Source organism: Dyella jejuensis (assembly GCF_044904675.1).
In the GTDB taxonomy this organism is placed as follows: domain Bacteria; phylum Pseudomonadota; class Gammaproteobacteria; order Xanthomonadales; family Rhodanobacteraceae; genus Dyella_B; species Dyella_B jejuensis.
Genome location: NZ_JADIKJ010000017.1, coordinates 112,483 through 130,970, shown reverse-complemented (window position 1 = coordinate 130,970; position 18,488 = coordinate 112,483). Strand labels below are relative to the sequence as shown.

Sequence of the window (18,488 nt, the reverse complement as noted above, 5' to 3'; positions counted from 1 at the left end):
ATGCCCATCTACGAATTCCAGTGCAACGCCTGCGGCCATCGTTTCGACCGGCTGCAGAAGCTGTCCGATCCTGATCCGTCCGATTGCCCGTCCTGCGGCGCGGCGCAGGTGCAGCGCCAGTTGAGCGCGCCCCAGTTCCGGCTGGCCGGCGGCGGCTGGTACGAAACCGATTTCAAGAAAGACGGCGACAAGAAACGCAACCTGGCTGGCGATGCGGCCGCCAGCAAGCCGGCGGAGAGCGCTCCAGCCCCGGCGCCGGCATCCGCCGAAAGCAAGCCGGCCGCGAAGGAAAGCAAACCGGCCAGCACGTCCGCGCCCAGCGAATAAGTACTAAAACGCGAGCCTCTTCTCCCCCTCGGGGAAGAAGGCTGGGACGAAGGGACAGCCGCGCTGCAGGAGTAATGGAGAGCGTGCTTTGATGGAAGATCGGAGCCAGTCCCTGCCCCAGATGCAAAGAGCCTTGCTTCAACGGTGCTAAGATTCCGGGCCTTTTCCATGCCTGATTCGCCGCCCTGGCGGCCCGGAGTCCCTTTTCGTATGCGCACGCATTACTGCGGCCTTATCAATGAGTCGCTGGTCGGCCAGACCGTTACCTTGTGCGGCTGGGTCAATACCCTGCGCCTGCAAAGCCACGTCGCCTTCGTCGACCTGCGCGACCACGAGGGCCTGGCCCAGGTGGTGATCGAGCGCGAGAACGCCGCCGCTTTCGCTGTTGCCGGCGAGCTGGGCTATGAATATTGCGTGCGCGTCACCGGCAGCATCCGCAAGCGCCTGTCGGCCAACGACAAGCTCAAGACCGGCACGGTCGAGCTGCTGGCCGAGCAGGTGCAGATTCTCAACGCCGCGAAGGACCTGCCATTCGCGTTGCACGAGCATCCCAACGAGGACATGCGGATGACCTACCGCTACCTCGATCTGCGCCGCCCCGACATGCAGGCGATGCTGCGCACCCGCATCAAGCTGGTGCAGGCGCTGCGCCGCTACCTGGATGCGCGCGGCTTCCAGGATATTGAAACCCCGATCCTTACCAAGGCCACGCCGGAAGGCGCGCGCGATTACCTGGTGCCCAGCCGTGTGCATCCGGGCCAGTTCTATGCCTTGCCGCAGTCGCCGCAGTTGTTCAAGCAGATCCTGATGATGGCCGGTTTCGATCGCTACTATCAGATCGCCCGCTGCTTCCGCGACGAAGACCTGCGCGCCGACCGCCAGCCGGAATTCACCCAGCTCGATCTCGAATTCGCCTTCGTCGAAGAACAGGACGTGCAGGATTTCGTCGAGGGCCTGATCCGCCACGTGTTCAAGGAAGTGGTGGAGGTGGAACTGGCCGCCGTCTTCCCGCGCATGACCTGGGCGGAGGCGATGCGCCGTTTCGGTTCCGACAAGCCAGACCTGCGCATCGCGCTGGAATTGGTCGACGTGGCCGACGCGCTCAAGCAGGTCGAATTCAAGGTGTTTGCCGAACCGGCCAATGATCCGGCCGGCCGGGTGGCCGCGCTGCGCGTGCCGGGCGGCGCCACGCTGAGCCGCAAGGAGATCGACCAGCTCACCGAATACGTTGCCAAATATGGCGCGAAGGGCCTGGCCTGGATCAAGGTGGAAGACCTCGGCAAGGGGCGCGAGGGCGTCCATTCGCCGGTAGCGAAATTCCTCGACGATGCGGCGCTCGACGCGGTGCTGAAGGCGACCGGGGCCGAGTCCGGCGACATGCTGTTCCTTGGCGCGGGCAAGTGGAAAACCGTCACCGATTTCATGGGCGCGTTGCGCCTGAAGGTCGGCAAGGATCGCGGCCTGGTCGAAAACAGCTGGAAGCCGCTGTGGGTCACCGACTTCCCGATGTTCGAGTACGACGACGAAGAAAAGCGCTTCGTCGCCCTGCATCATCCGTTCACCGCACCCAAGGTCGACGATATCGCCGATCTGCGCGCCCATGCGGCCGTCGCGGTAAGCCGCGGCTATGACATGGTGCTCAACGGCAACGAGATCGGCGGCGGTTCGATCCGTATCCATCGCCCCGACATGCAGAGCGCGGTGTTCGAACTGCTCGGCATCGGCGCGGAGGAGGCGGAAATGAAATTCGGCTTCCTGCTCAAGGCTCTGAAGTTCGGCGCGCCGCCGCACGGAGGCCTGGCCTTCGGCATCGATCGCATCGCGGCGCTGATGGCGGGCACCGAATCGATCCGCGATGTGATCGCGTTCCCCAAGACGACCAGTGCACAAGACCTGATGACCGATGCGCCGTCGCCGGTCGGCGAGGCGCAGTTGAAAGAGCTGCACGTAGCGGTGGCTGCCACCGAGGCGACCAAGGCTTGAGTTGAGCTTCCTCTCCCCTCCGGGGAGAGGATCGAGGTGAGGGGCAAGCTTGCGTCAAAAGTGACTCAGGGCGGCGCATGATTGAAGTCCATCGCGAGCGTGACCCCGCATCCCGCCCTCCTTCCCGGAGGGAAGAGGCGCTGACCGGCTGCGGCGAGATTAGGAAGCCATGACCGAACACATCATCCTGTTGCACGGCCTGTGGATGCGCGGCTTCGCGCTGGGGCTGCTGCATCGGCGCCTGATGGAAGCAGGTTTTCGCGTCCACCGCTTCGACTACATGAGCGTGGCGGCGACGCAGCAGCACATCCTGGCGCGCCTGCACACGGGGATGCTCGACTGCGCGCCCGGCCCGGTGCACCTGGTGGGGCACAGCCTTGGCGGCCTGCTGGCGCTGCGGGCTTGCCTGGAGTCCGAAGATCTGCCGCCAGGGCGTATCGTCTGCCTCGGATCGCCGCTGAAGGGCAGTGCGGCGGCGCGCGCCTTCGCCGGCTGGGGCCGCGGCGGGGAGGTTCTGCTGGGACATAACCGCGACCTGCTGGAACAGGGGCTGGAGGCATGGCACGGCTCGCGCGAGGTCGGGGTCATTGCCGGCTGCACCCCGATCGGACTGGGCGCCATGCTCAGCCATATCGAGGGCCAACACGATGGCACCATCGCCGTGGAAGAAACCCTGCTGCCAGGCCTGGCCGGCCATTGCGTGGTCGAGACCAGCCATACCGGCCTGCTGCTTTCGGCCGAAGTGGCGCGGCTGACCACCCAGTTCCTGCGCGAAGGCCGCTTCGATGCCAACGGGCCGGGCGCGGACGAGCGCGCCTCGTGAGCGCCAAGCCCTACATTCGGTGGCGATACGCCGGCGCCGGTCCCGGCATCCCGCAATGCAGTAAAATCGCCCGCTTGTCATTGGATCCAACCAGGAATCGCCATGGGTAGAGGGCCGTCCATCGAAGGTCGCAAGAATGCCGAAGACGCCAAGCGCGCCAAGGTGTTCACCAAGCTGATCCGCGAAATTACCGTCGCCACCCGTGCCGGCGTGGCCGACCCGGCGCTCAACCCGCGCCTGCGCGCGGCCGTGGACAAGGCGCTGACCGCCAACATGTCCAAGGACACCATCGAGCGCGCGATCAAGCGCGGCTCCGGCGCCGATGGCGGCGCAAAGATGGAAGAGCTGCGCTACGAGGGCTATGGCCCGGCCGGCATTGCGCTGATCATCGAGTGCTTCACCGACAATCCCACCCGGACCGTCGCCGACGTGCGCCATGCGCTGACCAAGCACGGCGGCAACCTGGGCACCAGCGGCTCGGTGGCATTCCAGTTCACCCGTTGCGGCGAGCTGGTGTTTGCCACCGGCGGCGATGCGGCGGCGGAGGAAAAGGTGCTGGAGGCGGCGCTCGAAGCTGGCGCGGACGATGTCATCAACGAAAACGGCGAAAGCACCGTGCTCTGCGCGCCGGAAAACTTCGAGACCGTGCAGCAGGCACTCATCGATGCCAAGCTCGATGCGCAACACGCCGGCGTGGTGATGCGCCCGAACAATCGCGCGGCGGTCACCGGCGAGGCGCTCGAAACGCTCACCGACCTGCTGGAAAAGCTCGATTCGCTCGATGACGTCAGCGAGGTCTATCACAACGCCTTGCTGCCGGCCGACGCCGGCTAAATGACGATGCCGTTGCCGCTGGCCAGCTCGCGATGATTCGCATCCTAGGCATTGATCCGGGCAGCCAGCGCACGGGCATCGGCATTGTCGATGTCGATGCGGCCGGCAAGCTGTCGCATGTGTTTCATGTGGCCCTGGCGGTAGCCGGCGAGGACAGCTTCCCGCAGCGCCTGAAGCGCATTTTCGAAGGGGTCGATGACGTCATCGCGGCGCACCGCCCGGTCGAATGCGGCATCGAGCGCGTGTTCATGGCGCGCAACGCCGATTCGGCGCTCAAGCTCGGGCAGGCGCGCGGCGCCGCGATCTGCGCGGTGGTGCATCGGGGTATCGCGGTGCACGAATACGCGGCCACCGAAGTAAAGAAAGCGGTGGTCGGCGGTGGCCGCAGCGACAAGAGCCAGGTGCAGCACATGATCGGCATCTTGCTCGGCCTGAAGGGGCCGATCCAGGCGGACGCGGCCGACGCGCTGGCGATCGCCGTGGCGCACGCGCATACCCGTTCCAGTCTCGAGCGCGTGGGTATTGCGCGCACTGCATGGAGGCGTCGCTGGTGATCGGCCGACTTAGAGGCACGCTGATTTCGAAGCAGCCACCGTGGCTGCTGGTGGAAGTGGGTGGCGTGGGCTACGAGCTGGAAGCGCCGATGTCCACCATCTACGACCTGCCCGCTACCGGCAAGGAAGTGACCTTGCTCACGCATTACGCGGTAAAGGAAGACAGCGTGGCGCTGTATGGATTCCTGCACGAGTCGGAGCGCGCATTGTTCCGCAGCCTGCAGAAAGTCAGCGGTATCGGCGCGAAGATTTCGCTGGCCGTGCTGTCGGGGGTGTCGACGCAGGATTTCGCGCGCCTGGTGCAGGCGGGCGATGTGGTGGCGTTGACCAAGATTCCAGGCATCGGCAAGAAGACCGCCGAGCGCATCGTGGTGGAACTGCGCGACCGCGTGGATGGCCTGGGCACCAGCTTGCCCGGCATGTCCGCGCGTAGCGATGCGCCGCTCGATCCGTCCGCCGAAGCCACCGTGGCGTTGCAGCAGTTGGGCTACAAGCCGGCCGAAGTCACGCGGCTGGTGCAAAAAGTTGCCGAACCGGGCGACAGCGCCGAAACCATCATCCGCAAGGCGCTGCGCGCCGCGCTCGGGAGTTGATCGTGGGTCATGACATGCATTACGGCGCAGCCGAGGCCGAAACCAGGAAGCGGCTGGCCGCATTGTCGCTGGGCGCCATCGGCGTGGTGTACGGCGACATCGGCACCAGTCCGCTCTATACCTTGCAGACCACGCTCAGCCACGATGGCATGCATGCCACGCACGAAAGCATCTATGGCGTGCTGTCGCTGATCTTCTGGGCGCAGATCATCGTGGTGTCGCTGAAGTACGTGGTGTTCATCATGCGCGCCGACAACAAAGGCGAGGGCGGCATCATGGCATTGATGGCGCTGGCCCTGCGCGGCGTGGGCGGTAAGCCCAAACTGCGCTGGCTGCTGGCGATCATCGGCATTTTCGGTGCGTCGCTGTTCTATGGCGACGGCGTGATTACGCCGGCGATCTCGGTGTTGTCCGCCGTCGAGGGCGTAAAGGTCGCCGCGCCGGGGCTGGCGCAGTGGGTGGTGCCGGTCACCGCGGTCATCCTGTTCCTGTTGTTCGCGCTGCAGCGCTATGGCACCGAACGGGTAGGGCGGCTGTTCGGACCGGTGATGGTGGTGTGGTTCATCGTCATTGCCGTGCTCGGCGTCATGATGATCGCGCGCAATCCGCATGTGCTGTGGGCGGTACTGCCCAGCTACGGGTTCCACTTCTTCCAGACGCATGGCGTGCAGGCGTTCGTCGCCCTGGGCGGCGTGGTGCTGGCGCTGACCGGCGCCGAGGCGCTGTACGCCGACATGGGGCATTTCGGCAAGCGGCCGATCCGGCTGGCTTGGTTCAACTTCGTGCTGCCGGCGCTGATCCTCAATTATTTCGGCCAGGGCGCGCTGCTGCTGGAACATCCCGAGGCGATCGACAACCCGTTCTTCAAGCTGGTGCCGTCCATGCTGCTGTATCCGATGATCGGCCTGGCCTGCGTGGCAACGGTGATCGCGTCGCAGGCGGTGATCTCCGGCGCGTTCTCGATGACGCGCGAGGCGATGTCGCTGGGCTATTCGATGCGCATGCCGGTGGTGCATACGTCACGCGAGATGTCCGGCCAGATCTTTGTGCCGTGGGTGAATGCGTTCCTGCTGGTGATGGTGCTGGTCGCGGTGTTCCACTTCGGCAGTTCGGAACGGCTGAGCGCGGCCTACGGCATTGCCGTGACCGGCACGATGACCATCACCACGGTGCTCGCCTTGTTCGTGGCACGTCATCAGTGGGGCTGGCGCCTGCCGGTCGTGCTGGTTGCCGGCGCCTGCCTGCTGACCATCGACATCTCGTTCTTCAGCGCCAACCTGATCAAGGTGGAGTACGGCGGCTGGTTCCCGCTGGTGCTCGGCCTGGCGGTATTCGTGGTGATGACCACCTGGCGCCGCGGCCGCGAGCTGGTGGTGCGCGAGATCAAACAGGGCGGCCTGGCCTTGCTGCCTTTCATCGAGAACATCAACGAACATCCGCCGCTGCGGGTGCCGGGTACGGCGGTGTTCCTTACCGCCAACCAGAACTCCGTGCCGCACGCGCTGCTGCATAACCTCAAGCACAACAAGGTGCTGCACGAACGCAACGTGATGTTGACGGTGGAAATCCTGGAGTCGCCCGTCGCCGACGTGGAGGAACGCATCCATCTGATTACCCTGGACGGCGAATTCTATGGCTTGGAGCTGCGCTTCGGTTTCGCCGAGGATCCCAACATTCCCTACGCGCTGTCCAAGTGCGCGCGCAGCGGATTGCCGTTCGACCTGATGGATACCACCTTCTTCCTTTCGCGCGAAAACGTAGTGGCCGACAAGCGTCGCCCCGGCATGGCCTTGTGGCGCGATCGCCTGTTCGCCTTCATGTCGCGCAATGCCTTGCCGGCCACGGCGTTCTTCCAGATTCCGGGCAACCGACTGATCGAGCTGGGCACACAGGTAGAAATCTAGCGAATGGAGTGAATCGAGAAATCGTGAAAGGCCAGCGCGCGGTTTGCGCCGACACGCGATTTTGTTTGCCTGGGCCGGCCTTTGCTCTCACTATCCACGTCATCGGATCCACTGTTCCCCTTTCATGACCGACCGCATCATCACCGCTGCCGCCCACCTGGACGACGACGCCCTGGAAGCTTCCATCCGTCCCAGGCGGCTTGCCGAATACCTCGGCCAGCAGGCGGTGCGCGAGCAGTTGTCGATCTATATCGAAGCGGCGAAGAAGCGCGGCGGCGCCTTGGACCATGTGCTGATCTTCGGGCCGCCGGGCCTGGGCAAGACCACCTTGAGCCATGTGATCGCCAATGAGCTGGGCGTCAACGTGCGCTCCACCTCGGGCCCGGTACTGGAGCGCGCGGGCGATCTCGCCGCGTTGCTCACCAACCTCGAAGCGCACGACGTGCTGTTCGTGGACGAGATCCATCGCCTTTCGCCGGTGGTCGAGGAAGTGCTCTATCCGGCGATGGAAGATTTCCAGATCGATATCATGATCGGCGAAGGCCCCGCCGCGCGCTCGATCAAGCTGGACCTGCCGCCGTTCACCCTGATCGGCGCCACCACGCGCGCCGGCCTGCTGACCGCGCCCTTGCGCGACCGCTTCGGCATCGTGCAGCGGCTGGAGTTCTATTCGCCGGACGAGCTGACCGCGATCGTGCGCCGCTCGGCGCGCATCCTTGGCATCGCCTGCGAACTCGACGGCGCGCAGGAAATCGCGCGCCGCTCGCGCGGAACGCCGCGCATCGCCAATCGGCTGCTGCGCCGCGTGCGCGACTACGCCGAAGTGCGGGCAGGCGGGCATATCACGCGCGAGGTCGCGCAAGCGGCCATGTCCATGCTCAAGGTCGATGCCGAAGGCTTCGACGAACTGGACCGCCGGCTGCTCGTCATCATCATCGAGAATTTCGACGGCGGCCCGGTCGGCGTGGAATCGCTGGCCGCCGCGCTCAGCGAGGATCGCGGCACGCTGGAAGATGTGGTCGAACCCTATCTGATCCAGCAAGGTTTCCTGGTCCGTACCGCCCGCGGGCGCATGGCCAGTGCGAAGGCATGGCGCCACCTGGGACTCACGCCGCCGCCACGCCAGCCGCAGGCGGCCGACCTGTTTGGCGGCGACCACGATGCCTGACGTGTCGATGTTTACCTGGCCGGTCCGTGTTTACTGGGAAGATACCGATGCCGGCGGCGTGGTCTACCACGCCAGTTACCTGCGCTTCCTCGAGCGCGCCCGCAGCGAATGGCTGCGCGGCCTGGGCGTGGACCAACTGGCGCTCAAGCAGGCCACCGGACTGGCCTTCATGGTGCATCGGATGGAAATCGACTTTCTCAAGCCCGCCCTGCTGGACGATGAACTGGCCGTGACAGTGGAAGTCAAAGAACAGCGTTCAGCCAGTATCCTTTTCGCGCAGACGATCACCCGGGCCGATGGCGCCACTCTCATCCAGGCACAGGTACGCGCCGCGTGCGTGGACCTCAAGCGGATGCTGCCGGCGCGCATCCCGGGCGACATTACCGAACGGATCACCCGGGATTGAACATCATCCCGGTGTAATCCAAGTATCCAAAGACCTATCCATGTGGTGGAGAACCCCCAAGCCATGAACGGTGGACTGAACGTTTTCGAGATCCTTGCGGACGCAAGCTTGCCAGTGAAACTGGTGATGCTGGTGTTGGTAATCGGGTCCTTCCTGTCCTGGGTGATCATCATCCGCAAGTATTCGCAGCTGAAGGCGGCGATGGAAAACGCCGAGTCCTTCGAGGAGCGTTTCTGGTCCGGCGCGGACCTGGCGCAGCTGTTCCGCGAAGTGAGCAACAGCGGTGGCGACAACGGCGGCATGGAGAACATCTTCGAATCGGGCTTTCGCGAATTCGTGCGCCAGCGCCAGCGCCGCGCGAGCGACATGCGCACGGTGGTGGAAGGCTCCGAGCGGGCGATGCGCGTGGCCGGCACCAAGGAAATCAGCGCGCTGGAACGCAACCTGGAATTCCTCGCCAACGTAGGTTCGATCAGTCCCTACGTCGGCCTGTTCGGCACGGTGTGGGGCATCATGGGCGCATTTCAGGGCCTGGGCGAAATGAAGGACGTCACCATCGCCGTGGTCGCGCCGCATATTTCCGAGGCGCTGATCGCCACGGCGATGGGCCTGTTCGCCGCCATTCCCGCAGTGTGGGCCTATAACCGCTATGCCAACAAGGTCGAGCGCGTGGCATCGCGCTACGAGGTATTCCAGGAAGAGTTCTCCTCGGTGCTGCAACGGCAGATCCAGATCGACGAAACGAACTGATCGAGGCCCGCGACCATGCTTAGTTCCGCGCGCCACAAGCGCCTCAAGCTGAAATCCGAGATCAACGTCGTGCCTTATATCGACGTGATGCTGGTGCTGTTGATCATCTTCATGGTCACCGCGCCCATGCTCAACGCGAACGTCGACGTGAACCTGCCGCAGGCCAACGCCAAGTCGCTGCATGACAAGAAGGATCCGGTGATCGTGTCGGTGGATAGCCAGGGCCATATGTACCTGACCCTGGGCACCAGCAAAAAGGAGCCGATTGATGCCGATGCGTTGAAGGTCAAGGTCGGCGCCTTCGTGCAGCAGAATCCGGATGTCAGCGTGCTGGTCGCGGGCGATCGCGACGGCAAGTACGACGGCGTCTACCAGGTATTGGCCTTGTTGCAGCAGGCTGGCGTGGCCAAGGTCGGTTTGATGAGTGCGCCGGAGACAGGCAGCCCGAATGGACGACCGTAATCAGCGCCTGCTTTCTTGTTCCAAGCGCCACGCGCCGCTTCCAGGCGGACGCCGGCTGATGGCGCGTGGCGGAACGCCAGGTCAAAACGCGCGCGGCCGCATGGCGGCGATCCCGATGCAAAGCCTCGGGCCGGTTCCGTTTGTCCGCCACGCTGCGTCATCGCTCGAAGGCAAAGCGACAGACGCATCCTCGTCCGGGCCTGCCTTGCGCGCAGGCGGCTGCTGGCGCGGGGTGCCTGGAACATGAAAACAGACTCTCGTGGCATGCCGCTGGCGGTAGTCCTGTCTGCCGTGCTTCATCTGGGCATCGTGGCGTTTCTGTTTCTCGCCATGCTGCCGTGTTCCTCGTATGAGAAGTTCCTGACCGCGCTGCACCTGCCCAATCCGATTACCTGCACGCCGCCCCCGCTGCAGCTGACCGGGCCGGTGATCGAGGCCACGCTGCTGGGCAATACCGGCGCGCCGCCACCGAAAGCGGTGAAGGTGAAGCCGGTGCCGAACACGGTGCCGCCGCCGCCATCGGTGCCGCCGCCGCCCCCGCCGCCGCAAGTGCAGCCGCCGAAAACGCCAAGCCAGTTGCCGCCGCCACCGGAGCATCCGGATACGGTGGACCAGGAGCGCGTGGTGCAGGACGCGCTCGAAAAAGCCGAGGACGCCAAGAAGGAACAGGAAGAGAAGGAACGCCAGCGCCAGGCCGAACTGGACGCCCAGGCGGCCAAGAAGAAAGCCGAGCAGGAAAAAGTGGATCAGCTGTTCAAGCAACTGGACGCCGCTTCCTCGCAAACGCAGAAACTGGACAGCAAGGCCAAGCAGGCCAGGCAGCAGCTGGCCGAGCTGAAGAATGCGCAGGACAACGGCCAGGCCGACCTGCCCAATGCGGCGCAGCGCCAATCCGGCAACAACGCCAAGAACAGCGATCTGATGTCCCAGTACGCCGCCGCCATTCAGAACGCCGTCACACAGAATTGGACTCGCCCGAATAACATGCCCAGCGTTCCGTGCATCGTTCACATCGTGCAGCTGCCCGGCGGCAACGTGATGAGCGCCAAGGTATCGTCCAGCTGCCCGTATGACGAGGCCGGCAAGCGATCCGTCGAGAATGCCGTGCTGCGCGCGCAGCCGTTGCCCTATAAGGGTTTCGAAAGCGTGTTCCAGCGTGAAATCGATTTCACCTTCACCCCGCAGTGAGCAAGCCCATGCGCAGATCTTCCCGATCGCTACTTACCCTTATCCTGCTGTTGATCGCAGGCCTGGTCGCGGGTCCCGCCGCGGCGCAGTCGTTGAACGTGCAGATCGTCGGCGGCGTCAAGACCGCTACGCCGGTCGCGGTAGTGCCGTTCGCCCAGCAGGGCGGCTCGCCATTGCCGACCGACGTCGCCGATGTGATCCGCAATGATCTCAACCGCTGCGGCAAATTCCGCTCGCTGGCGGTCAGCGAGATCGTCGAGCAGCCCAGCCAGGGTTCGGACATCAAGTTCGCCACCTGGCGCCTGCTCAAGCAGGATTACATCGTGATCGGCCGCATCAAGGATGCCGGCAACGGCATGGTGTCGGTGGAATACGAGCTGTGGGACGTCAACCGCCAGCAGCGCCTGCTCGGCAAGGCGATGCCGCCGGCGTCGGTCAGCGACCTGCGCAGCGTGGCGCACCAGATCGCCGACGATATCTTCCAGCAGGTCACCGGCGTCCCCGGCGCCTTCTGGACCCGGATCGCGTACATCACCGCGGTCGGTACCGGCAACAACATGACCTATTCGCTGATCGTGGCCGATTCGGACGGCTACAACCCGCAGGTGGTGGCGCGTTCGCACGAATCGCTGCTGTCGCCGAAGTGGTCGCCGGATGGCACCCGCATTGCCTATGTGTCGTTCGAAAGCGGCAACTCGGCGGTCTATATCCAGAACATTTCGACCGGCGCGCGCCAGCTCGTTTCCGGCCGTTCCAAGGGCATCAACAGCGCGCCGGCCTGGTCGCCGGACGGTACCAAGCTCGCGTTGTCGCTGTCGTATACCGGCAATCCCGAGATCTACGTCATGGACCTGGCTTCCCGCCAGGAAACCCGCCTCACGCGCAGCCTGGCGATCAATACCGAGCCGGTCTGGTCGCCGGACGGGCAGAGCATCTACTTCACCTCCGACCGCTCGGGCCGTCCGCAGATTTACCGCATGTCCGCTTCCGGCGGCACGCCCGAGCGCGTCACCTTCCAGGGCCAGCAGAATCTGGATGCGGCGATCAGCTACGACAGCAAGCAGATTGCCATGGTGCAGGCCAGCGGGAACGTGTATCGTATTGCCATCATGGACCAGAGCCTCGGCGGACAGGTGCGTTTCATCTCGCCCGGTCCGATCGACGAATCGCCAAGCTTTGCACCCAACGCCAGCATGCTGATCTACGCCGCCACCGATGGAGCTCGAGATGTGCTGTACGCCGTCTCGGACGATGGCATGGTGCGGCAGCGTCTGGTGTTGGCCAATGGCGACGTCCGGCAGCCGGCTTGGGGACCCTATCGTAAAAACTGAGTCCGATCCGGTCGCCCCTCGCCAGGAGCGGCCGGCTGACCTTAGGAGGGGTCCGGGGCATGCCGAATGTCCCGGCCATGAAGGGTCGCGGCGGTTTTGCCACACCCTGTTTAATGGCCTCTGCAGTACAATGCGTGGCCGTAGTTGAAGGTGTAGAAAAATAAAGAGAACAGCCGGTCCACCGGCGATTACTGTCCCGTAACCGCAATCGTCATTGACTGTCGGAAAATCAAACCCGTTTGAAGGAACGTCACCCATGAATAAGACCGTTCGTATCGCTCTGGTCGCCCTGCTTTGCGTTGGTGCGGCAGCCTGTTCCAAGAAGCAGGAAGTGAAGCCCCAGCCGCAGCAGCAGGAAACCACCCAGGAAGCCCCGGCTCAGCAGGGCACTGGCAAGTACACCCCGGCTGACCTCGAGACCGACGCTTGCCTGCGCCAGCGCGTCGTGTACTTCGACTTCGACAAGGACGAAGTGAAGCCGGAGTTCCAGCAGATCATGCAGTGCCACGCCAAGTACCTGCAGGATCGCCCGACCGCGCAGATGCGTCTGGAAGGCAACACCGACGAGCGCGGTACACGTGAATACAACCTCGGCCTCGGCGAGCGCCGCGGCAACGCCGTGTCCAGCGCGCTGCAGGCCAATGGCGCCTCGGCCAGCCAGGTCAGCGTGATCAGCTACGGCAAAGAAAAGCCGGTGTGCCGCGAGCACAACGAGGATTGCTGGAGCAAGAATCGCCGCGTCGAGATCGTCTACACGGCTGAGTAATGGTGTTTCGACTGGCTAATCGTTTCACGGCCAGTTTCGGCATGGCGGGCGCCTTGGCGTCCGCCATGCTGTTTATGGCTCCCGCCCACGCCCAGGATTCGCCGATGAGCCTGGCCGACCGGGTCGCTCGCCTGGAGCAGCAGGCACAGAGCCAGGACCAGAACCGGGGCAACCTGCTCAATCAGTTGCAGCAGATGCAATCGCAGATGCGCGACATGCAGGGCCAGATCGAAGAGCTGCAACATCAGGTGCAGCAGCTGCAGGACCAGGGCAAGGCCCAGTACACCGACCTGGACAGCCGCATCGGCCGCCTGGAAAAAGGCGCCGGCGCCAATCCTGCTCCCGCCGCCTCCGCGTCGCCGGATCCCGCGGGCTCTGCCGCCATGGCCAATGCCGCGACTGCGCCCACGCCCGCCGCCCCCGCCGCCATGATGCCGCCCGCGCCATCGGCTCCGGCCGAATCGGCCGCGCAGAAGGCTGCCGCGCTCAACGCCTACAACACCGCTTTCAAATCCTTGCGCGCAGGCGACTACGTCTCCTCCTCGCGGGGCTTCCGGGAATTCATCCAGAAATACCCGGACGATGCGCTGACGCCGAATGCCTTCTACTGGCTGGGCGAGTCCTACTACGCCACCACCAATTACCAAGTTGCCGTGGAAGCCTTCCGCCACCTGCTGAGCCAGTATCCGCAGAGCGACAAGGCGCCGGACGCCATGCTCAAGCTCGGCTACAGCCAGCTGGAAATGAAGCAGACGGATGCCGGCACTGCCACCTTGAAGTCGGTGCTGGCGAAATATCCCAATGCCAACGCGGCCAAGCTGGCCCAGGAGCGGCTGCGCAGGCTTTCGCAGCAGCCGGTCCACTGAGGTCATGGTGGTGAGTGGTCCTGCAGCGAGCGTGGAAGCGGCCACGTCGGCTCCGTCGACGGCCGAGCGCCTGCGCATCACCGAGATCTTCCATTCGATCCAGGGCGAGGCAGATGCGATCGGCTGGCGCACCGTGTTCGTGCGCCTGACCGGCTGTCCGCTGCGCTGCGTGTGGTGCGATACCGAATATTCCTTCTATGGCGGCCAGTGGCGCGATATCGACGACATGCTGGCCGAAGTGGCTTCGCACGGTGCCAGGCACGTCTGCGTAACCGGCGGCGAACCGCTGGCGCAGAAGCGTTGCCTGGTCCTGCTGCAAAAGCTGTGCGATGCCGGCTACGAGGTGTCGCTGGAAACCTCCGGCGCGCTCGACGTCTCCATGGTCGATCCGCGCGTGCGCAAGGTCATGGACCTGAAGCCGCCGGATTCCGGCGAAAGCAAGCGCAACCTGTGGTCGAATCTGGACCACCTGCTGCCGCACGACCAGGTAAAGGTCGTGATCGCCAGCCGCGCGGACTACGAGTGGGCGCGCGCTGCCGTTGCCGAACATCGCATCGATCAACGCTGCATGGTGCTGTTCTCGCCCGTGCATGGCGCGGTTGAGCCGCGCGCGCTGGCCGAATGGATCATCCAAGACAAGTTGCCGGTGCGCTTCCAGTTGCAGTTGCACAAGCTGCTTTGGAACGACGCGCCAGGACATTGATACCGTGGCGGCCCGAACGCGACGGCGGTATGAAAGCATTTCCGCGCACCGGCCTGTGTCGCCGGCAGCGTTCTCCGGCCGGTGACCGGCCGCTCCATCCGTTGGAATTCCATCATGTCAACACCTACTTCCCGCAGGGCCGTCATCCTCGTTTCCGGAGGCATGGACTCGGCCGTCACCATCGCCATCGCGCGCCAGCAAGGCTATGAGGTGCATGCCCTGAGCGTGGCCTACGGGCAACGGCACAGTTCCGAACTGGAAGCTGCCGCGCGCGTGGCAACCATGCTTGGCGCGGTCGAGCACAAGACCGTGCACGTCGACCTGCGCAGCATCGGCGGCTCCGCGTTGACGGCGGATATCGATGTACCCGAGCAGGGCGGCGAAGGCATTCCGGTCACCTATGTGCCGGCCCGCAACACCATCATGCTGTCGATCGCACTGGGATGGGCCGAAGTGCTCGGCTCCGCCGATATCTGGTGCGGTGTCAACGCGGTCGACTATTCCGGCTATCCCGATTGCCGGCCCGCTTTCGTCGAAGCCTTCGAGCGCCTCGCCAATGTGGCCACCAAGGCCGGCGTGGAAGGCGCGGGCATCCGCATCCACGCGCCGCTGATGGCCATGAGCAAGGCCGACATCGCCCGCGAAGGCCAGCGCCTGGGCGTCGACTTCTCCGCCACCGTCAGCTGCTACCAGGCCGATGCCGAGGGCCGCGCCTGCGGCCACTGCGACGCCTGCCGCCTGCGCGCGCAAGGCTTTCGCGAAGCCGGCCAGCCCGATCCCACCCGATATGCCTGATTTGCTTGTGCCCAAAGCCGCCAGGCCATAAAATTGCCAGCTCACTTTTTTGCGGGCCGTTAGCTCAGTCGGTAGAGCAGTAGACTTTTAATCTATTGGTCCCGAGTTCGAATCTCGGACGGCCCACCAATTACGACGAAGGACTCACGGCGACGTGGGTCCTTCGTCGTTTCGCGGTCCTGGCATTGCGTCAAAGCGCAGCGAGTGCGTTCTGTATCACGACCGACAGCGGTATCGAGCTGGTGTATTTCCTTTGCAGCAACAAATAACTCGTTCCTGCGGAACTGGTTGGAGCACACAGGCCTGTAGGCGACTGGGGCGGGCATGGCGTCGAGCGATCATCAGCATCAAGTGCACCCGTGAGCACAGGACTATGCGCATCATTTGCCAGGGCAGGGTATTTCTCGCGGGCGGGAACGAGGCCGATTATGCAGCGTGAGAATAGGTCTGGATTTTTTCCAGCTCTGCTTCGATTTGATCCTTCGTCATAGCGCGATCGTAGTCGTCCTGCAGACCGGTCCAGAAGCCTTCGTTCATACCGAAGAACTTGGACAGACGCAGGCCAGTATCCGCGGTGATCGCACGCTTGCCGGCGATGATCTCGCCAACACGGGTCTGGGAAATGCCGATGGCCTTGGCCAAGCGGTAGGGCGTGATATCCATGGGTTTGAGGAACTCCTCGGCCAGGATTTCACCAGGATGGGGATAGGGAAGCTTGCGCATGGGATTCACCGTTCTGTCTGATTCTGAAGCACGCCGGTTTTAGTGATAGTCAACGATTTCCACCTCGTATGCATCGCCATCTTTCCACTTAAAGCACACCTGGAATTGATCGTTGATCCGGATGCTGTACTGTCCTTTGCGGTTGCCTTTGAGAGCTTCCAGACGATTAGCCGGCGGAATCTTCAGCTCGTCGAGTTGCTTCACCCGGTTGAGCATGGCCAGCTTACGCATGGCGACCGTTTCGATAGAGGTTCAACGACGGATCCGCGCGCCCTCGTAAGAAGCATAAGATTTATGCCATTTGCGAGAAATGCCATGCGCATCAACCTGCCAAACGAAATGGCTGAGCTAGTACGAGCCAAAGTAGCCACGGGGGAATACGCGACAGAAAGCGAAGTGATCCGAGATGGCCTGCGAACACTGGTTGCGCGTGACAAGGCCATGGAAGCCTGGTTGCGTGACCAGGTTGTGCCTGCCGCCAAAGCCCTGCAAGCCGATCCTTCGCGCAGGCGCACAAGTGAACAAGTGCGTGGGCATCTGGCGAAGAAGCGGGCGCACATTAACCAAACGGAGGCATGAGCTATACCGTTGTGTCCGGCCCCGAAGTGCTGGGCCGGTTAGAGGCTCTTGAGCATTCATCGCGGGCAACGGATCACCGGTAAACGCTGCGCGCTACGTCGACGCCATCGTTGCGTATCGCGAGAGTCTCGCCACGGTCCCGCTACGCGGCGCAGCGCGCGCGGACCTGCTGCCAGGTCTGCGCATCACCAACTACCGGCACAGCGCCGTGGTCGCTTTCCTGGTGGACCAGCATAGAGAGACCGTATTCATTGTGGACATATTTTACGGTGGGCAGGATTACGAAGACGCCCTGCGCGGCGAGGACATAAGGCCGGATCCATAAAGACCGCGGCCCACTCTGCGAAAAAGTACTTGATGACTCTTCGCTTCACTTCCGCCACGAGCGATCAAACATACATTTCGCTCGATTTCGCGCTTTTTGTTCCTATAACCGCCTTGCTCAGGACCGATCCGGCGGATCATCCGCGCGTGGCGTCGAAGGATGCCAGCGCGATTTGCCTCGCTCCAGCGCCAGCGGCACCAGCGAAAGCAGGGCGAGCACACCTAGCGGCAGCATGACACTGGGATCGAAGATAAGCCCGAAGCCGAACTGCTGTCCGTTGCTGAGCGCGTGACCCAGCCCCGCGCCGACCGATGTTTCGAACACCAGCATCAATGTGCCGCCGAACCAGGTGGCACCGAGGAACAGCCACAGCGAACAGCGCAGCCATGCCAGCGCCACGGTGATCAAGCCGAACGGCGCCACCGGAACCAGGCGCAGGAACAAGGTGTAGACCACGGGATGGCGTTCGAAACCATGATGCAGTTTTTCCGCGAGCGCAGGCGCATGTTTGCTGCCGGCGCCGAAGGCGTAGCGACTGGCGAGAAACAGGATGAGCGAGCCCAGCGTGAGCCCGATCGAGGAATAGGCGGTGCCTTCGACCACGCCAAAGGCAAAACCGCCGGCGAGGATCAGCACGATGGTCACGGGAATGCCGGTGCAGGTCGCCAGCGTCAGCAGGCCCATGTAGACCAGCCGGCTCAGCCAGGGGTTTTCATTGATGCGCGCGCGCACTTCGCGCTGGTGCGCGACCAGTTGCTCCGGATGGATGCGGTCGAACACGCCCGAGGCGATCAGCACGATGCCCGCGACGATCAGCAGGAGCAGCGGCAACGCTGCGCGCAGGCGGTTCAATAGCTCGCCCCGGTGGCGCCGTAAGCGGCAAGGACAGTGCGTGCCTCATCGCGCAGGATATCCCGGCGCACGGCGATGCCACGGCGTTCCAGTTCGCCGATCCAGTCCGCGGGCAGGGGACCTTCGTCGAACTCAGTGAGTGCTTCCACATCTTCGGCGCGCGCGCCGATCAGCAGCGTATCGATGCCGGCCCAGACCGTCGCGCCATAGCACTGGCAACAGGGCTGCGCGCTGGTGGCGAGCGTGTAGTGGCCGCCTTGTTCGTTCAGGCGATAACTCGCCAGGCGCTGCTGGGCGGCCATGAAGGCCAGCATTTCCGCATGCGCGACCGAGCAGGTCTGCGGCACCACCCGATTGGCCGCGGCGGAAATCAGCCGTCCGTGCTCGTCGAACACGGCGGCGCCAAAAGGGCCGCCGCTGCCGTATTCGATGTTGTGTCGCGAAAGCTCGATCGCCAGCCCCACGCGCTCCTCATCGGTGAGATAGCGCCGGCTGGTGTCGGCCACCTCTTCGATCCAGGGCGGCAGGGTGAGGTGCACTTGCAACGGCAGCATGC

At 63.9% G+C, this 18,488-nt stretch carries 23 protein-coding genes and 1 tRNA gene; 20 read left to right on the top strand and 4 right to left on the bottom strand.

Going from position 1 to position 18,488, the window contains the following annotated elements; all coding sequences use genetic code 11:
* The 18 genes from ISP15_RS15470 (at position 1) to ISP15_RS15385 (ending at position 15,582) form a co-directional block, all read left to right on the top strand.
* On the top strand, positions 1 to 327 hold the full coding sequence (locus ISP15_RS15470; RefSeq protein WP_404548567.1) for an FmdB family zinc ribbon protein: 327 nt from the start codon (positions 1 to 3) through the stop codon (positions 325 to 327).
* 210 nt (positions 328 to 537) lie between these two features.
* On the top strand, positions 538 to 2,310 hold the full coding sequence (gene aspS / locus ISP15_RS15465; RefSeq protein WP_404548565.1) for an aspartate--tRNA ligase: 1,773 nt from the start codon (positions 538 to 540) through the stop codon (positions 2,308 to 2,310).
* Between the two features lie 169 nt (positions 2,311 to 2,479).
* Complete coding sequence (locus tag ISP15_RS15460) at positions 2,480 to 3,133, top strand: esterase/lipase family protein (protein ID WP_404548563.1); 654 nt, start codon at positions 2,480 to 2,482, stop codon at positions 3,131 to 3,133.
* A gap of 102 nt (positions 3,134 to 3,235) precedes the next feature.
* Positions 3,236 to 3,967: a YebC/PmpR family DNA-binding transcriptional regulator gene (locus ISP15_RS15455; RefSeq protein ID WP_404548561.1), complete on the top strand. Its 732-nt coding sequence runs from the start codon at positions 3,236 to 3,238 to the stop codon at positions 3,965 to 3,967.
* Between the two features lie 32 nt (positions 3,968 to 3,999).
* A complete protein-coding gene (gene ruvC / locus ISP15_RS15450; RefSeq protein WP_404548559.1) occupies positions 4,000 to 4,521 on the top strand; it encodes a crossover junction endodeoxyribonuclease RuvC in 522 nt (173 codons plus the stop codon).
* Positions 4,518 to 5,114, top strand: coding sequence for a Holliday junction branch migration protein RuvA (gene ruvA, locus ISP15_RS15445; RefSeq protein WP_404548557.1), 597 nt, complete (start codon positions 4,518 to 4,520; stop codon positions 5,112 to 5,114). Before ruvC ends, ruvA begins: the two co-directional genes overlap by 4 nt.
* A 14-nt stretch (positions 5,115 to 5,128) precedes the next feature.
* Entirely contained in the window at positions 5,129 to 7,018 is a 1,890-nt protein-coding gene (locus tag ISP15_RS15440; protein WP_404548607.1) for a potassium transporter Kup, read from the top strand.
* 124 nt (positions 7,019 to 7,142) lie between these two features.
* On the top strand, positions 7,143 to 8,186 hold the full coding sequence (ruvB, locus tag ISP15_RS15435) for a Holliday junction branch migration DNA helicase RuvB (protein WP_404548556.1): 1,044 nt from the start codon (positions 7,143 to 7,145) through the stop codon (positions 8,184 to 8,186).
* Positions 8,179 to 8,592, top strand: a complete 414-nt coding sequence (gene ybgC, locus ISP15_RS15430; RefSeq protein WP_404548555.1) for a tol-pal system-associated acyl-CoA thioesterase — start codon at positions 8,179 to 8,181, stop codon at positions 8,590 to 8,592. Before ruvB ends, ybgC begins: the two co-directional genes overlap by 8 nt.
* Before the next feature lie 63 nt (positions 8,593 to 8,655).
* Entirely contained in the window at positions 8,656 to 9,342 is a 687-nt protein-coding gene (tolQ, locus tag ISP15_RS15425; RefSeq protein WP_404548554.1) for a protein TolQ, read from the top strand.
* A 15-nt stretch (positions 9,343 to 9,357) separates the two neighbouring features.
* Positions 9,358 to 9,804: a protein TolR gene (tolR, locus tag ISP15_RS15420; RefSeq protein ID WP_404548553.1), complete on the top strand. Its 447-nt coding sequence runs from the start codon at positions 9,358 to 9,360 to the stop codon at positions 9,802 to 9,804.
* 243 nt (positions 9,805 to 10,047) lie between these two features.
* Positions 10,048 to 10,992: a cell envelope integrity protein TolA gene (gene tolA, locus ISP15_RS15415; protein WP_404548552.1), complete on the top strand. Its 945-nt coding sequence runs from the start codon at positions 10,048 to 10,050 to the stop codon at positions 10,990 to 10,992.
* Between the two features lie 8 nt (positions 10,993 to 11,000).
* Positions 11,001 to 12,323: a Tol-Pal system beta propeller repeat protein TolB gene (gene tolB, locus ISP15_RS15410; RefSeq protein ID WP_404548551.1), complete on the top strand. Its 1,323-nt coding sequence runs from the start codon at positions 11,001 to 11,003 to the stop codon at positions 12,321 to 12,323.
* Positions 12,324 to 12,579: 256 nt separating this feature from the next.
* Positions 12,580 to 13,089: a peptidoglycan-associated lipoprotein Pal gene (gene pal, locus ISP15_RS15405; protein ID WP_404548550.1), complete on the top strand. Its 510-nt coding sequence runs from the start codon at positions 12,580 to 12,582 to the stop codon at positions 13,087 to 13,089.
* Positions 13,089 to 13,955, top strand: a complete 867-nt coding sequence (ybgF, locus tag ISP15_RS15400; protein WP_404548549.1) for a tol-pal system protein YbgF — start codon at positions 13,089 to 13,091, stop codon at positions 13,953 to 13,955. Before pal ends, ybgF begins: the two co-directional genes overlap by 1 nt.
* Before the next feature lie 4 nt (positions 13,956 to 13,959).
* Positions 13,960 to 14,658 (top strand): 7-carboxy-7-deazaguanine synthase QueE, encoded by a 699-nt coding sequence (queE, locus tag ISP15_RS15395; protein WP_404548548.1) that lies wholly within the window; start codon positions 13,960 to 13,962, stop codon positions 14,656 to 14,658.
* Positions 14,659 to 14,772: 114 nt separating this feature from the next.
* Positions 14,773 to 15,453 (top strand): 7-cyano-7-deazaguanine synthase QueC, encoded by a 681-nt coding sequence (gene queC, locus ISP15_RS15390; protein ID WP_404548547.1) that lies wholly within the window; start codon positions 14,773 to 14,775, stop codon positions 15,451 to 15,453.
* 53 nt (positions 15,454 to 15,506) lie between these two features.
* Positions 15,507 to 15,582: transfer RNA gene (locus ISP15_RS15385), tRNA-Lys, on the top strand.
* A gap of 297 nt (positions 15,583 to 15,879) precedes the next feature.
* On the opposite strand, the gene ISP15_RS15380 is transcribed toward ISP15_RS15385, so the two are convergent.
* Positions 15,880 to 16,176 carry a HigA family addiction module antitoxin gene (locus ISP15_RS15380; protein ID WP_404548546.1) on the bottom strand — a complete coding sequence of 99 codons (297 nt, stop codon included), beginning with the start codon at positions 16,174 to 16,176 and terminating at the stop codon, positions 15,880 to 15,882.
* A 39-nt stretch (positions 16,177 to 16,215) separates the two neighbouring features.
* Positions 16,216 to 16,422: a type II toxin-antitoxin system RelE/ParE family toxin gene (locus tag ISP15_RS15375; protein WP_404548606.1), complete on the bottom strand. Its 207-nt coding sequence runs from the start codon at positions 16,420 to 16,422 to the stop codon at positions 16,216 to 16,218.
* Between the two features lie 69 nt (positions 16,423 to 16,491).
* On the opposite strand from ISP15_RS15375, the gene ISP15_RS15370 reads away from it, so the two are divergent.
* Together ISP15_RS15370 and ISP15_RS15365 are read left to right on the top strand one after the other, a co-directional pair.
* The gene (locus ISP15_RS15370) at positions 16,492 to 16,755 is read left to right on the top strand and encodes a ribbon-helix-helix domain-containing protein (RefSeq protein WP_404548545.1); all 264 of its coding nucleotides are present in this window, start codon (positions 16,492 to 16,494) and stop codon (positions 16,753 to 16,755) included.
* 58 nt (positions 16,756 to 16,813) lie between these two features.
* On the top strand, positions 16,814 to 17,080 hold the full coding sequence (locus tag ISP15_RS15365; RefSeq protein ID WP_404548605.1) for a type II toxin-antitoxin system RelE/ParE family toxin: 267 nt from the start codon (positions 16,814 to 16,816) through the stop codon (positions 17,078 to 17,080).
* A gap of 117 nt (positions 17,081 to 17,197) precedes the next feature.
* Here the strand turns inward: ISP15_RS15365 and ISP15_RS15360 are convergent, their stop codons facing one another.
* Both ISP15_RS15360 and ISP15_RS15355 read right to left on the bottom strand, forming a co-directional pair.
* Positions 17,198 to 17,932 carry a TVP38/TMEM64 family protein gene (locus ISP15_RS15360; RefSeq protein ID WP_404548544.1) on the bottom strand — a complete coding sequence of 245 codons (735 nt, stop codon included), beginning with the start codon at positions 17,930 to 17,932 and terminating at the stop codon, positions 17,198 to 17,200.
* Positions 17,929 to 18,486, bottom strand: coding sequence for a nucleoside deaminase (locus ISP15_RS15355; RefSeq protein ID WP_404548543.1), 558 nt, complete (start codon positions 18,484 to 18,486; stop codon positions 17,929 to 17,931). The genes ISP15_RS15360 and ISP15_RS15355 overlap by 4 nt, the downstream gene beginning before the upstream one ends.
* Positions 18,487 to 18,488: the final 2 nt, after the last annotated feature.

What these genes read in the sequence shown, in the direction of transcription:
- ISP15_RS15470 (WP_404548567.1), top strand. Translation starts at nt 1, where the DNA reads ATGCCCATCTACGAATTCCAGTGCAACGCCTGCGGCCATCGTTTCGAC.
- aspS (WP_404548565.1), top strand. Translation starts at nt 538, where the DNA reads ATGCGCACGCATTACTGCGGCCTTATCAATGAGTCGCTGGTCGGCCAG.
- ISP15_RS15460 (WP_404548563.1), top strand. Translation starts at nt 2,480, where the DNA reads ATGACCGAACACATCATCCTGTTGCACGGCCTGTGGATGCGCGGCTTC.
- ISP15_RS15455 (WP_404548561.1), top strand. Translation starts at nt 3,236, where the DNA reads ATGGGTAGAGGGCCGTCCATCGAAGGTCGCAAGAATGCCGAAGACGCC.
- ruvC (WP_404548559.1), top strand. Translation starts at nt 4,000, where the DNA reads ATGATTCGCATCCTAGGCATTGATCCGGGCAGCCAGCGCACGGGCATC.
- ISP15_RS15440 (WP_404548607.1), top strand. Translation starts at nt 5,129, where the DNA reads ATGCATTACGGCGCAGCCGAGGCCGAAACCAGGAAGCGGCTGGCCGCA.
- ruvB (WP_404548556.1), top strand. Translation starts at nt 7,143, where the DNA reads ATGACCGACCGCATCATCACCGCTGCCGCCCACCTGGACGACGACGCC.
- ybgC (WP_404548555.1), top strand. Translation starts at nt 8,179, where the DNA reads ATGCCTGACGTGTCGATGTTTACCTGGCCGGTCCGTGTTTACTGGGAA.
- tolQ (WP_404548554.1), top strand. Translation starts at nt 8,656, where the DNA reads ATGAACGGTGGACTGAACGTTTTCGAGATCCTTGCGGACGCAAGCTTG.
- tolR (WP_404548553.1), top strand. Translation starts at nt 9,358, where the DNA reads ATGCTTAGTTCCGCGCGCCACAAGCGCCTCAAGCTGAAATCCGAGATC.
- tolA (WP_404548552.1), top strand. Translation starts at nt 10,048, where the DNA reads ATGAAAACAGACTCTCGTGGCATGCCGCTGGCGGTAGTCCTGTCTGCC.
- tolB (WP_404548551.1), top strand. Translation starts at nt 11,001, where the DNA reads ATGCGCAGATCTTCCCGATCGCTACTTACCCTTATCCTGCTGTTGATC.
- pal (WP_404548550.1), top strand. Translation starts at nt 12,580, where the DNA reads ATGAATAAGACCGTTCGTATCGCTCTGGTCGCCCTGCTTTGCGTTGGT.
- ybgF (WP_404548549.1), top strand. Translation starts at nt 13,089, where the DNA reads ATGGTGTTTCGACTGGCTAATCGTTTCACGGCCAGTTTCGGCATGGCG.
- queE (WP_404548548.1), top strand. Translation starts at nt 13,960, where the DNA reads ATGGTGGTGAGTGGTCCTGCAGCGAGCGTGGAAGCGGCCACGTCGGCT.
- queC (WP_404548547.1), top strand. Translation starts at nt 14,773, where the DNA reads ATGTCAACACCTACTTCCCGCAGGGCCGTCATCCTCGTTTCCGGAGGC.
- ISP15_RS15380 (WP_404548546.1), bottom strand. Translation starts at nt 16,176, where the DNA reads ATGCGCAAGCTTCCCTATCCCCATCCTGGTGAAATCCTGGCCGAGGAG.
- ISP15_RS15370 (WP_404548545.1), top strand. Translation starts at nt 16,492, where the DNA reads ATGCGCATCAACCTGCCAAACGAAATGGCTGAGCTAGTACGAGCCAAA.
- ISP15_RS15355 (WP_404548543.1), bottom strand. Translation starts at nt 18,486, where the DNA reads ATGCTGCCGTTGCAAGTGCACCTCACCCTGCCGCCCTGGATCGAAGAG.